Below are 12,920 nucleotides of genomic sequence, written 5' to 3'. Positions count from 1 at the left end.
ACCGACTCCGCTCAGACGACGAATCAAACATGGCTTACAGCAAACAACAACTCGATGATTTAAAGCACCAGCTCAACTATCACGCCTACCGGTACTACGTCGAAGATAGCCCAGAGCTGCCTGACGCCGAGTACGACCGCTTGATGCAAGACTTATTAGCCATTGAGGCGGCACACCCTGAATGGGTAACTAGCGACTCACCGAGTCAGCGAGTCGGGGGCGCGCCACTGAGTGCCTTTGAAACCGTGACCCATGAGCTTGCCATGTTGTCGCTCGATAATGCTTTTGAGCCGGCGGATTTGGATGCCTTCGAACGTCGTTTGAAAGAGCGCCTATCGCTGGGGGCAGAGCAGGCCGTGACCTACACCTGTGAACCTAAACTCGATGGGTTAGCGGTGAGCCTGATTTACGAAAATGGTGAGCTGGTTCAAGCCGCGACGCGAGGAGATGGCACCACGGGCGAGAACATTACCCACAACGTCAAAACCATTCGTAATGTTCCCCTCACGCTACAGAAGGGGGATTGGCCAACACGGCTTGAAGTGCGAGGTGAAGTCTTCATGCCGAAAGCGGGCTTTGAGGCACTTAACGAGGCTGCGCTTAAAAAAGGCGATAAAACCTTTGCCAATCCGCGCAATGCGGCGGCAGGCAGCCTACGCCAACTGGATCCTAAAGTCGCCGCCAACCGACCGTTGAGCTTCTATGCCTATGCGGTGGGTGTGATGTCGACTCCCTTCGGCCAAGGGCAAAGTGAACGCTTACAAAAGCTCAAAAAATGGGGCCTAGCGCTCAGTCCGGAAGTGAAACGGGTGGAAGGGCTAGACGGCGTGAAAGCCTATTACCAAGACATTATGGCGCGCCGTGATGCGCTGCCCTACGAAATCGACGGTGTCGTCATCAAAGTGGACAGCATTGATAGCCAAGAGCGGTTAGGGTTTGTGGCGCGCGCGCCGCGTTGGGCGATAGCTTACAAATTCCCGGCGCAAGAAGAAATCACCACCCTAAACGATGTCGAGTTTCAAGTGGGCCGCACTGGGGCGATTACGCCAGTCGCTAAGCTTGAGCCTGTGTTCGTGGGCGGCGTGACGGTCAGTAACGCCACCTTGCACAACGGTGATGAAATCGAGCGGTTAGGCGTGCATATTGGTGATACTGTGGTGATCCGCCGTGCCGGTGACGTCATCCCTCAGGTTGTCGGCGTGGTGGAAAGCCGACGTCCTGAGCAGGCAAAACCAATCGTGTTTCCCGACGCGTGTCCGGTCTGTGATTCAGCGGTGACGCGTATCGAGGGTGAAGCGGTCGCACGCTGCACCGGTGGTTTGATTTGTCTGGCGCAGCGCAAAGAGGCAATCAAACACTTTGCGTCACGTAAGGCCATGGATATTGACGGCTTGGGCGATAAAATCGTTGAGCAGTTAATCGAAAAAGAGCTGATTGAGACGCCAGCCGATCTCTTTACCTTGACCCCCGGTCGGGTGACGCAGCTAGACAGAATGGGGCCTAAATCAGCCCAGAACCTGGTTGATGCACTGGAAAAAGCCAAAACCACCACCTTGCCACGCTTTATTTATGCCTTGGGGATTCGTGAGGTAGGCGAGGCGACCGCGCAAAATCTCGCGTTGCACTTTCATACTCTTGATGCGCTGCGTGCTGCCGATGAAGAGGCACTCATTAATGTGCCGGATGTCGGTGCGATTGTCGCGGGTCACATCGTCCGTTTCTTTGCCGAGCCGCACAACCAAAGTGTGCTGGAGGCCTTATTGGCAACAGGGATCCACTGGCCGGAAATCAGTGCTCCTTCTGAGCCAGATGCGCAACCGTTAGCCGGTAAAACCATTGTTCTGACGGGTACTTTGTCGCAAATGTCTCGCAGTGATGCTAAAGCGGCGCTACAGGCGTTGGGTGCTAAAGTGACCGGCAGTGTCTCGGCGAAAACCGACATGTTAGTGGCGGGAGAGGCCGCTGGCTCCAAACTGACCAAAGCGCAAGATTTGGGCGTCACGGTACTCGATGAAGATCAGATGATTGCCATGCTCAATCAGTAGCGTTACCCATCACGTTGTGTGCCGAGCCACTCGAGCGAATCATCTCGCGCACGCGCAATAGTTTATAGGGCCATGTTCCATGTCTGGACATGGCCGGATTGTGGAATTTACCTGTACTGGTAAACTAACCGTTACATATTATTCTCAGCACTGGGATAGGGATCCTAATGACGATTAAAACCCGCTTTGCCCCCAGCCCAACCGGCTTTTTGCATGTTGGTGGCGCGCGTACCGCACTTTATTCTTGGCTGGCAGCACGCAGCCAAGGTGGTCAATTTGTATTGCGTATTGAAGATACAGATATCGAACGTTCAACCCAAGAAGCGATTGATGCCATTTTAGAGGGCATGGAATGGCTTGGCTTAAACTGGGATGAAGGGCCGTACTACCAAACGAAACGCTTTGATCGTTACAATGAGCTCGTTGATCAGCTGTTGGCAGAAGACAAAGCCTACAAGTGTTATGCCCCCAAAGAGCTGCTAGAAGAAATTCGTGAAGAGCAAAAAGCGAATGGCTTGAAAGCACGCTACGATGCCAATCATCCCAAGGTGATTGCGGCCAACAGCCAAGCAAACGCTGACGACCCACACGTCATTCGCTTCCGCAACCCCAAAGAGGGCAAGGTGGTGTTTGACGATAAGATCCGCGGCCGGATTGAAATTGCGAACAGTGAACTGGATGACTTGATCATCCGCCGTACCGACGGAAGCCCAACCTACAACTTCTGTGTAGTGGTTGATGATTGGGATATGGGGATCACCCAAGTGGTGCGTGGGGAAGACCACATTAACAACACCCCGCGTCAGATTAACATTTATGAAGCACTGGGCGCGCCTGTCCCTGAGTTTGCTCACTGCTCGATGATCCTTGGCGATGATGGTGCCAAGCTGTCTAAACGTCATGGTGCGGTGAGCGTCATGCAATACCGCGACCAAGGTTTCTTGCCACAAGCACTGCGTAACTACTTAGTGCGTCTGGGCTGGTCTCACGGCGACCAAGAAATCTTCTCGATGGAAGAAATGATTGATTTCTTCTCCCTAGAAGCGATCAGTAAGTCAGCCTCTGCCTTTAACACGGAAAAATTGCGTTGGCTGAACAACCATTACATCAAAAACGGTGATCCAGCTGAGGTCGCGTCACACTTGCAATGGCACCTGGATCAGCAAGGCATTGATGCCTCGACAGGACCTGCTTTGACCCAGGTTATCCAGCTGGTGGGTGAGCGTTGTGACACCCTGGTTGAGCTGGCCGAGCAAAGCCGTTATTTCTATCAAGACTTTGATGAGATTGAGGCAACCGCCGCCAAGAAACACCTTCGTCCAGTCGCGCTTGAACCACTGCAAGTGGCAAAAGGCAAGATTGAAGCGCTGGACGAGTGGACGGTTGATGCTCTGAAAGCGGTGATTGCGGATACCTGTGCAGAGCTAGACGTGGGTATGGGTAAAGTCGGTATGCCATTGCGTGTTGCAGTCACTGGCGGTGGTCAATCACCCTCGGTGGATGCGGTGATGCACCTTATCGGTAAAGATCGCGTGGTGGCGCGTATCGAACAAGCCATCAAAGTGGTTGAAGCGCGTGCTGCACAAAGCTAACGAGCGTGGACATACCACGGCACAATCAAAAAAGGGCGCTGCGGCGCCCTTTTTTAGTTTGTCATCGCCTGTCTTAATGCGACTCTTCTTCCATCTGCGCGCTATCAACGATGTGGTTTTCGCCCATTTGACGAGGTAGCACCAAATTAAGCACGATGGCGACCAAGCCACATAAACTGATGCCTTGTAAGCTGAAATCGCCAATGCCAAAGGCCATCCCTCCGATCCCAAAGACCAAGGTGACGCCGACAATCGCAAGGTTGCGCGAGTCGTGAAGGTCTACTTGATTGCGAATCAAGGTATTAAGACCCACAGTGGCGATAGAGCCAAATAGTAGGATCATAATGCCGCCCATCACCGGCAAAGGAATGGTCAGTAGCAGTGCTCCCAGTTTACCCACAAACGCCAGCACAATGGCGGTGATCGCCGCGTAGGTCATAATTTTAGGGTTAAATGCTTTGGTGAGCATCACCGCGCCGGTGACTTCACTGTAAGTCGTATTCGGCGGAGCACCAAACATGGAGGCGGCGATCGTCGCCGCGCCGTCACCTGCCATGGTGCGGTGCAGACCGGGCTTTTTAAGGTAGTCTTTACGGGTGACATTGGAAATTGCCAGCATATCGCCCACATGCTCCACCGCGGGCGCAATGGCCACGGGGATCATAAATAAAATGGCGTTGATGTTAAATTCTGGCAAGGTAAAGGCAGGCATCATCAACCAGCTGGCATTGGCCACCTGGGTAAAGTCGACAATTCCCATCACCAGGCTTGCCACATAGCCAACCGCAATACCGGCCATAATGGGAACCAGTTTGAAAAAGCCCTTGGCAAAGACACTGACCGCAATGGTGGTTAGCAGTGACAGTAAAGCGATCCAGATAGCGATATCCCCAGCGATGAGTTGCTCGCTGCCGTCGCCACTTTTTCCCAGCGCCATATTGACGGCGGTGGGTGCCAGGCCAAGTCCAATCACCATAATCACAGGGCCGACCACCACGGGAGGAAGTAATTTGTGAATAATGTCTACGCCTTTCACGCGAATAATGGCACCCATGATGAGGTAGATAACCCCGGCGGCCATCAGTCCACCCATGGTGGCAGGAATACCGAAGTTGTTAACGCCGTAAAGAATGGGAGCAATAAAGGCAAAAGAAGAGGCGAGAAAAATAGGAACAGAGCGGCGGGTAATAACTTGAAAGATTAGGGTACCTATTCCGGCACCAAAGAGTGCGACGTTGGGATCGAGCCCGGTTAACAGCGGCACTAACACCAAGGCTCCAAATGCGACGAACAGCATTTGTGCCCCTTGTAAAACTTGCATCATGATCTCACCTCCGAAAAAAATCGCGCAATGCTAGCACAAAGCGTTTCTGTGATTCCTGTCATGTTTCTAAATGTGAGATCGTTAGCAAATAAATGATGTAACGGATTTCATCACTAAGGCAAGGGAACAGACTTGTGCGTTATCGATATCGGCTTTTGTAGGGGACGCGGGCAGTGGACGAGGAGACAGCGACTTTATCGCGTCCGCGTTATCTTTTTTGCCATTAAGGATTGCTGAACCTAGAGCTGTCAGCTTATGATCGCTGGACTCCCATTTATCCATGTGGAAAGACTATGAATCGATTTGTGTTGGCCTTCATTGCCTGTTTATGGTTGCCTAGCGCGCTGGCAAACGACCTTTATCACGCCAGCATTCCGCTTGATAATGGCGCGCAAACGTCCCAACAAGCGGCAAAAAAACAAGGGTTAAGTGCCGTACTGACCAAGGTGTCCGGCAAGCGAAACCTGTCAAACAACCCAGCGGTGAAACAAGCGCAGCAAGAGGTAGATAGCTTGATCACCCAACTCGGTTACGGTGAGCGTGATCAAGGGGCGGATGGCGCGACACAGCGCACGTTAGAAGTCGGATTTGATAGCCAACAGGTGCGCGAAATACTGCGCAAAGCAGGGCTCCCTTTGTGGGGAAGCCCACGCCCGTCTGTGCTGGTGTGGCTGGTGGATGACCGCGGTGTCGAACGGCAAATTATTTGGGAGCAAAGTGAGCGCCCAGTGATAGATAAGCTGCGTGAGGCAGCGGCATTGCGCGGATTGCCTGTGCTCATTCCTGTAGGCGATTTTGATGACTTGATGGCGATTTCGAGCAGTGATTTGTGGGGTGGGTTTATTCAGCCTGTTGAGCAAGCCAGTGAGCGTTACCAGCCAGACGGCATTGTGATTGCCAAACTGACCGAGCAAGGTATTCGCTGGCAGCTTTTCCCTGATGCAAACCAAATGCAAACCAATCAAACCCGTGGGCAGGCAAGCGATGCCACTGCAATGATTCACTCATTGGCCGACTATTACGCGGAGCAAACCGGCGTCATCCTTGATCAAAGCGAAGACAGCGCGTCTGTGGTTATTGCGGTCGGCGGTATTGAGAACGGAGATGATTATGTCGCACTCGAGAAAACCTTGGCAGCACTTAATGCGATACAAGGTGTGCATTTACGTGAACTGAATGACCATACTCTGGTATTTGATGCGCGACTGGCAGCCTCTCAGCAAGCGCTGGTTAAAGAGTTGACGGCCAACCGAGAAGTGCGGTTGATGACCACGCAGGAGCAAGAGGCTTATACCGCAAGCACATCACAAGCAGCTAGCAAGAAGGAAAATACCGCGCAGCCAGATGCAGACCTTGAACAAGGTGACGAGACGGCGGTCCAGGCGGTTAGCGACAGCACACAAACGGCTGCTCCTGAGCCACAACCGTCGGCGGAGAAGCGTCTATGGTTCGTCTGGCAGCCATAACGTTTAAGCAATTACCCAAGCTAAAATGGCTAGCCTACACGGCTAGCCATTTTTGATGGGGCTGTCCCGTCCTGAAATACGTTGACAGCTTTTATTCTCCGTCCCCGTCAGCAACTACCAGCTAGCTGGGGAGAACTGTTGTCCAGCCAGCGCTGCTTCAACCATTAACCCCCCTTTGGCGTGGGTAAACACCGTGAGCCCATTTACGTAGTAAGCCCGCGATTGACGGTTACTGGCGGAGGCTGAAGTGCCAGAGGTGCCGGTTTGTGCTGACGCCCCTTCTGTTAATGCGGTGGCTGACGCTTGCGCGCCGAGTTCCACTTGCCCTTGCATAAAGCGGTCATACGCGGTTTTATCTTTAAAGAAGACAATTTCACTGAACGCTTGACCACCAAAGGTCAGCCCGACCGAGACCTGTTTGAGCTCTGCGGCACTCACTGGGGAGCCTTGACGATATACGACGCCTTTACCATAGGCACCGCCTACCCAAAAACCCCCTTTGCCGACAGAAGGAAAGACGGCATAGCCGTAGGCGTTATCGAAAAAAGGTTGGGTTTGTGGGTACTGCTTAAACTGTTCGCGCGCGAGGTTGGCTTGGCGCACCTGGTCTTGCTGTGAGCTGGTCGCACAACCGGTCAATGCCGTCAGTGCGACGATGACCAATGCAAACCAGCGATGAGAACGACGTAACATGGTTATCTCCTTATGGCTTAATCTAAATGACTAAAAGCACAATCAGGTTACGTCAGTCACTTGCTGGTAATGTCAGAGGTTTGTTGAGATTTTGCTTGGCTTACGGGTATCGCGACGCCAAACCATTACGCCCAGGCCGCCACTGAAAATGACCCAAAGCCACAGCGGCGTATTGCCCCATTGGCGATAAGGCGTTATGCCTTCCGTTCTGGTTATTTGTGTGGTCAGCACCTGAGTTTCAAACTGGGGCAGCGTCGCTTGAAGCTTGCCGTGCTCATCCACCAAGGCAGTAACGCCGTTATTGGTGGCCCGCATCACTGGTAAGCCAAATTCAAGTGCGCGCATTCGTGCAATTTCAAGGTGCTGCCAGGGGCCAATCGAGCGACCAAACCACGCATCATTCGATAGCGTAATAATGGCGTCGCTGTCGGCGTTCAAGTTGTCGCGGATTTGCGCGGGAAAGGCTATTTCATAACAAAGCGCGGTAATGTAGTCCCAGCCGTTGGCGGGCAGCGCGGACTGAATCGGCTCGCCCGGTGAAAATGATGACATCGGCAGATTAAACAGCGGCGCGAGCGGGCGTAATAGCGCCTCAAAGGGGACAAACTCGCCAAACGGTAGCAAATGATGCTTGCTGTATTGGGTCGGCGCCGGATAGCGATACGCCGGTGTGCCAGCGCCCAGCGCCAGGACATTGTTAAAGTACGCGCCCTGTTCATTTTGGTCGAGCGCGCCAGTGATCACCGTGGTTTGGTTATGCTTGGCGGCTTGATCAAGCTGAGAGAAAAAGCGGGGCAGTTCGCGCTCCAGGGCCGGAACGGCGGCTTCTGGCCAAATAATGACATCACTGTCCCAATGCTGGCGGGTGAAATCCAGGTACTTCATCAGCGTTGGCCAGCGCTGATCGGGGCGCCATTTCAGCGCTTGCGGCACATTGCCTTGGATTAACGAAATTTGCTGCTGTTGGTCGGTTTTTGTTACCCAGTTAATGCTACCAAGGCCATAGCTGACCGCGACCAGTCCTAATCCCGCGGCGATGGCGCGATGACGTACTTTTCCTTGCCAATGCCCCCAGCGAGGCGTGATGATCGCGAGCAGGCCAGCCAGTATGGCCAATACAAGCGTGATCCCCTGCACCCCGAACACTGGGGCAATGCCAGCCAGTGGGCTGTCGATTTGGCTGTAGCCAGGCCATAGCCAAGGAAAACCGGTAAACACCCAGCCTCGAAGCCAATCAATCACCAGCCATAGCGCGGGGGCGAGGACTAACCACTTGATACCGGGCTGGCGAATGGGCAGTTTGTTGACCAATGCGCTAAATAACGCCGGATAGAGGGAGAGGTACGCAATCAGCAATGCCATTAACGACAGGCCGGCAATGGCAGGCATGCCACCAAAATGGTCGATGCTGACATAAACCCAGCTAACGCCAGTGGTAAATTGGCCGAGTCCCCAGCAGAATCCTAGCCATGCACTGCGTTTAGGCGAGGCGGTTTGCAGCAGGGTGAACAAGCCCCACAAAGCAACCAGCATGAATGGCCAGTACGAGAAGGGGGAAAAGGCGAGGGTGGCGGAGGCACCAAAAGCGGCAGCCAGTAATGACTGCCCACTTTGGTATAAACGGTTAGGCGTTTTCACTGTTAACTTCGCTACTGTCTGGGATAGTGACTTGTAGCTGAATGATACGACGACTATCGGCAGCCGTCACTTTAAAGTGATAATCACCAATGTCGACTTCTTCACCGCGATCAGGGAGATGGCCAAAGCTGGTCATCACCAGACCACCGATGGTGTCCACCACATCATCTTGGAATTGGGCGCCAAAATGCTCATTAAAGTCTTCCAAGGTTGTCAGGGCTTTGACCGAGAACGTATGACGGCTGAGCTGGCGGATTTCCTGTTCCTCTTCGTCATCGTATTCGTCTTCGATCTCACCGACGATCTCTTCGAGAATGTCTTCAATGGTCACAACCCCTGACACGCCCCCGAACTCATCAATGACGATCGCCATGTGGTAGCGCTCTTCTTGGAACTCTTTGAGCAAACGATCGACGCGTTTACTCTCAGGCACCACCACCACGGGGCGTAACACTTTTTCGATGTCAAAGTCTTCGGCATCTGGGCGCAGATAGCGCAACAAATCTTTCGCAAGCAAGATGCCTTCAACATGATCTTTGTCATCACTGATCACAGGATAACGAGAGTGTTGGGCATCAATAATAATATTAATGATCGCTTCCAATGATTGCGATCGTTCAACGATTACCATCTGCGAACGGGGTATCATGATATCTCTCACACGCATGTCAGAGATTTGCATCACACCTTCCAGCATGTCCCGTGTGTCGTGATCGATCAGGGCGTTTTGCTCTGAGTCTCGGAACACGTCCACCAGCTCTTGTCTGTCTTTTGGATCAGCTTGGAAAAACTGACCCAGCCGTTCGAAGAAGGTCTTCCTACTCGGACCGTCTGAGTTTTGCGAATTATCGTCGTTCATTCAGTTTCATTCAGTTAGTTAACGCTCGACGAAGTCGTTAGCATAAGGGTCACTGACCCCCATAGCGGCGAGAAGCTCTCGCTCCAGCGCCTCCATTTGCTCGGCTTCATCATCCTCAATATGGTCGTAACCCAGTAAGTGTAAGCTACCATGGACAACCATATGTGCCCAATGATCCATCAGTGCTTTACCTTGTTGTTGTGCTTCTTGTTCAACAACTTGGCGACACACGACTAAATCACCGAGTAAATCAATCTCAACCCCAGGAGGGGCATCAAACGGAAAAGATAACACATTTGTGGGTTTATCTTTGCCGCGATAATCGCGATTAAGGCTTTGGCTCTCGCCCTCATCGACGATGCGTATCGTCACTTCCGCTTGGGGCCGAGCGGTGCGCACGGCCTGCTCAAACCAAGCTTGGAGCTGATCGTCACTGGGCAAGCCTTGCTCGTTCTCACAGGCAATTTGCACATCGACATAGTAGCTCATGACGGATCCTGTGAGTTAGTAGTGGCAGGCTGCGCAGCAACTTGCTGGGCTTCACGCGCTTCTCGGCGACGTGCCTCGGCCTCTTTACGGGCTTTGGCGTCTTCCGCTTCCCATTTGTCGTACGCTTGAACAATGCGGGTGACTACATGGTGACGGACGACATCATCCGCTTGGAAAAAGTGGAAGCTAATTTCGTTAACGTCCGCGAGCACTTCAATCGCATGGCGCAGGCCTGAGCGCGCATTGCGCGGTAAGTCGACCTGGGTCACGTCACCGGTGATCACTGCCCGTGAATTAAAACCAATCCGCGTCAAGAACATCTTCATCTGCTCGACTGTGGTGTTCTGGCTCTCATCCAAGATAATAAAGGCATCGTTCAAGGTTCGGCCACGCATATAAGCAAGAGGTGCCACCTCGATCACGTTACGATCGATCAATTTCTCGACCCGTTCAAAGCCGAGCATTTCAAATAGCGCATCGTAAAGCGGACGCAAGTAAGGGTCGACCTTTTGGCTCAAGTCACCGGGCAAAAAGCCTAGCTTCTCACCAGCTTCAACCGCAGGACGGGTCAGGAGGATACGACGGATCTCTTGACGCTCAAGCGCATCAACCGCAGCCGCGACAGCAAGGTAGGTTTTACCCGTCCCCGCAGGGCCGATACCAAAGGTGATGTCATGGTTGACCATGTTGGCGATGTACTGCGCTTGGTTGGGCGTACGCGGTTTTATCACCCCTTTTTTGGTCTTGATGTTGATTTCTTTACCGTAAGGAATGCTCGACTCGGTGTTTTGCTCCAACACGCCCGACTCTTTGATCGCCAAATGAATCGCTTCGGGCTCAATGTCTGGCGAGCTGCCACGCACAGGGGCAGTGTCGACGTATAAGCGCTTTAAAATATCGACCGCGGCATTGGCTGTATGGGGCTTACCCATCACAGTAAATGCATTATGGCGGTGGCTAATTTCAACACCCAAGCGGCGCTCAAGCTGTTTGATATTATCGTCAAACGGGCCACATAAGTTGGCAAGACGGGTGTTGTCGGCAGGTTCTAGGTTCAGGTCAAGAGAGATGATTTTAGACAAGATTATCCTCGCTTTCGGCGCCGGTTACCCGGCACCGTTGAATTGATGAACGCGTTATGGCGTGAAAACACCAACACCAAGCTCGTTTTCGTTGCGCGTCTTCGCCATGATTTCGGTTGGCGAGACGGCGACACGCAAGTCCATATCTTTTTCGGTACGAACCAGCTCGCCGCGCAGCGAGTTTGGCATCACTTCGGTTATTTTGACGTCAACAAATTGGCCAATCAAATCGACAGAGCCTTCAAAGTTGACCACTCGGTTGTTCTCGGTACGACCACGCAACTCCATCAGATTTTTGCGTGAAGGGCCTTCAACCAAGATACGTTGTTCGGTATCCAGCATCATGCGTGAATAGCGCATGGCCTGGCTATTTACTTGTTGTTGCAAGCGGTATAAACGCTCTTTTTTCACTTGCTCTGGCGTATCGTCTGGCATATCGGCAGCCGGCGTGCCTGGACGAGACGAGTAAACAAAGCTAAAGCTCATATCGAAATCGACATCTTTAATCAATTTCATGGTCGCTTCAAAATCTTGCTCGGTTTCACCCGGGAAGCCCACGATAAAGTCAGAGCTGATGGTGATATCCGGACGCGCCTGACGCAACTTACGGATTTTTGATTTGTACTCAATCGCCGTGTGCGGGCGTTTCATCATGGTCAAAATCCGATCTGAGCCACTTTGTACCGGCAGGTGCAAGAAGCTTGCAACCTCAGGGGTATCACGATACACCTCAATGATATCATCGGTAAATTCCACCGGATGGCTGGTGGTGTAACGGATACGGTCAATACCATCAATGGCCGCGACATAACGCAGCAGCTCCGCAAACGTGCACACATCACCGTCATGAGTGTCGCCGCGGTAGGCGTTCACGTTTTGTCCCAACAAGTTAACTTCACGCACACCTTGTTCGGCCAGCTGTGCAATTTCGAACAATACGTCATCCAGCGGACGGCTGACTTCTTCACCACGGGTGTAAGGGACCACGCAGAACGTACAGTATTTTGAGCAGCCTTCCATAATTGAGACGAAGGCGGTCGGCCCTTCTGCACGAGGCTCTGGCAGACGATCGAATTTTTCGATCTCTGGGAAGGTAATGTCCATCACTGGCGCATGATCCGAGCGTGACTGCTTGATCATCTCCGGTAGGCGGTGCAAGGTCTGCGGGCCAAAAATCACATCCACATAAGGCGCACGCTCACGAATATGATCGCCTTCTTGGGTTGCCACACAGCCACCGACACCGATCACCAGCTCTGGGTTTTTGTCTTTGAGGGTTTTCCAACGCCCGAGTTGATGGAATACCTTTTCTTGTGCCTTTTCTCGAATCGAGCAAGTATTGAGAAGGAGAACGTCTGCGTCTTCTGGTTGTTCGGTCAGCTCATAGCCACCGGCAGAATTGAGCAGATCTGCCATTTTGGATGAGTCATACTCATTCATTTGGCAACCCCAGGTTTTGATCAGCAGTTTCTTAGCCATGTAACTTCACGCTCATTGTTAATCTTATGGACGACATTACCCTTTCAAGCTGTATGGTTTTTAATCAGTCAATCAGCTTGGCAAGCCGCGTATTGTACTGCTTTCCAATATCGCTGACCAGATCACAGGTTCGGAGAAATCACGTCGATCCGGCTAAACGTTTGAGCGAACGCGACAAAGGCACGCTCGGAAAAGCGAATTTGCCCTCACTTTGATCGGATTGATATCGAATTCTCGTTTACCTTCAGTAGAA

10 protein-coding genes are annotated in these 12,920 nt (G+C 52.4%); 3 read left to right on the top strand and 7 right to left on the bottom strand.

Going from position 1 to position 12,920, the window contains the following annotated elements:
- Positions 1 to 29: 29 nt before the first annotated feature.
- The gene (gene ligA, locus BZG74_RS01635; RefSeq protein WP_077771045.1) at positions 30 to 2,045 is read left to right on the top strand and encodes an NAD-dependent DNA ligase LigA; all 2,016 of its coding nucleotides are present in this window, start codon (positions 30 to 32) and stop codon (positions 2,043 to 2,045) included.
- Between the two features lie 167 nt (positions 2,046 to 2,212).
- Positions 2,213 to 3,637 carry a glutamate--tRNA ligase gene (gene gltX, locus BZG74_RS01630; protein WP_077771044.1) on the top strand — a complete coding sequence of 475 codons (1,425 nt, stop codon included), beginning with the start codon at positions 2,213 to 2,215 and terminating at the stop codon, positions 3,635 to 3,637.
- A 73-nt stretch (positions 3,638 to 3,710) separates the two neighbouring features.
- Here gltX and BZG74_RS01625 read toward each other — a convergent pair whose 3' ends face one another.
- Positions 3,711 to 4,961, bottom strand: a complete 1,251-nt coding sequence (locus BZG74_RS01625; RefSeq protein WP_077771043.1) for a uracil-xanthine permease family protein — start codon at positions 4,959 to 4,961, stop codon at positions 3,711 to 3,713.
- Between the two features lie 293 nt (positions 4,962 to 5,254).
- Between BZG74_RS01625 and BZG74_RS01620 the strand changes: the two genes are divergently transcribed.
- Complete coding sequence (locus BZG74_RS01620; RefSeq protein WP_077771042.1) at positions 5,255 to 6,427, top strand: DUF2066 domain-containing protein; 1,173 nt, start codon at positions 5,255 to 5,257, stop codon at positions 6,425 to 6,427.
- A gap of 114 nt (positions 6,428 to 6,541) precedes the next feature.
- Here the strand turns inward: BZG74_RS01620 and BZG74_RS01615 are convergent, their stop codons facing one another.
- From BZG74_RS01615 to miaB, 6 genes are all read right to left on the bottom strand, one after another.
- The gene (locus tag BZG74_RS01615; RefSeq protein ID WP_077771041.1) at positions 6,542 to 7,120 is read right to left on the bottom strand and encodes a lipid-binding SYLF domain-containing protein; all 579 of its coding nucleotides are present in this window, start codon (positions 7,118 to 7,120) and stop codon (positions 6,542 to 6,544) included.
- 72 nt (positions 7,121 to 7,192) lie between these two features.
- Positions 7,193 to 8,758 (bottom strand): apolipoprotein N-acyltransferase, encoded by a 1,566-nt coding sequence (gene lnt / locus BZG74_RS01610; protein WP_077771040.1) that lies wholly within the window; start codon positions 8,756 to 8,758, stop codon positions 7,193 to 7,195.
- Entirely contained in the window at positions 8,745 to 9,617 is an 873-nt protein-coding gene (gene corC / locus BZG74_RS01605) for a CNNM family magnesium/cobalt transport protein CorC (protein ID WP_077771039.1), read from the bottom strand. Before corC ends, lnt begins: the two co-directional genes overlap by 14 nt.
- Before the next feature lie 18 nt (positions 9,618 to 9,635).
- On the bottom strand, positions 9,636 to 10,106 hold the full coding sequence (gene ybeY, locus BZG74_RS01600) for an rRNA maturation RNase YbeY (RefSeq protein WP_077599577.1): 471 nt from the start codon (positions 10,104 to 10,106) through the stop codon (positions 9,636 to 9,638).
- Entirely contained in the window at positions 10,103 to 11,188 is a 1,086-nt protein-coding gene (locus tag BZG74_RS01595) for a PhoH family protein (RefSeq protein WP_077771038.1), read from the bottom strand. Before BZG74_RS01595 ends, ybeY begins: the two co-directional genes overlap by 4 nt.
- Before the next feature lie 54 nt (positions 11,189 to 11,242).
- Positions 11,243 to 12,667, bottom strand: coding sequence for a tRNA (N6-isopentenyl adenosine(37)-C2)-methylthiotransferase MiaB (gene miaB / locus BZG74_RS01590; protein WP_046073700.1), 1,425 nt, complete (start codon positions 12,665 to 12,667; stop codon positions 11,243 to 11,245).
- Positions 12,668 to 12,920: the final 253 nt, after the last annotated feature.

Origin of the sequence: Salinivibrio sharmensis (assembly GCF_001995985.1) — a bacterium.
Taxonomy (GTDB): Bacteria; Pseudomonadota; Gammaproteobacteria; order Enterobacterales; family Vibrionaceae; genus Salinivibrio; species Salinivibrio sharmensis.
The sequence above is the reverse complement of the archived record's forward strand: the minus strand, read 5'-3'. Positions and strand labels throughout refer to the sequence as shown.

What these genes read in the sequence shown, in the direction of transcription:
- ligA (WP_077771045.1), top strand. Translation starts at nt 30, where the DNA reads ATGGCTTACAGCAAACAACAACTCGATGATTTAAAGCACCAGCTCAAC.
- gltX (WP_077771044.1), top strand. Translation starts at nt 2,213, where the DNA reads ATGACGATTAAAACCCGCTTTGCCCCCAGCCCAACCGGCTTTTTGCAT.
- BZG74_RS01625 (WP_077771043.1), bottom strand. Translation starts at nt 4,961, where the DNA reads ATGATGCAAGTTTTACAAGGGGCACAAATGCTGTTCGTCGCATTTGGA.
- BZG74_RS01620 (WP_077771042.1), top strand. Translation starts at nt 5,255, where the DNA reads ATGAATCGATTTGTGTTGGCCTTCATTGCCTGTTTATGGTTGCCTAGC.
- BZG74_RS01615 (WP_077771041.1), bottom strand. Translation starts at nt 7,120, where the DNA reads ATGTTACGTCGTTCTCATCGCTGGTTTGCATTGGTCATCGTCGCACTG.
- corC (WP_077771039.1), bottom strand. Translation starts at nt 9,617, where the DNA reads ATGAACGACGATAATTCGCAAAACTCAGACGGTCCGAGTAGGAAGACC.
- ybeY (WP_077599577.1), bottom strand. Translation starts at nt 10,106, where the DNA reads ATGAGCTACTATGTCGATGTGCAAATTGCCTGTGAGAACGAGCAAGGC.
- miaB (WP_046073700.1), bottom strand. Translation starts at nt 12,667, where the DNA reads ATGGCTAAGAAACTGCTGATCAAAACCTGGGGTTGCCAAATGAATGAG.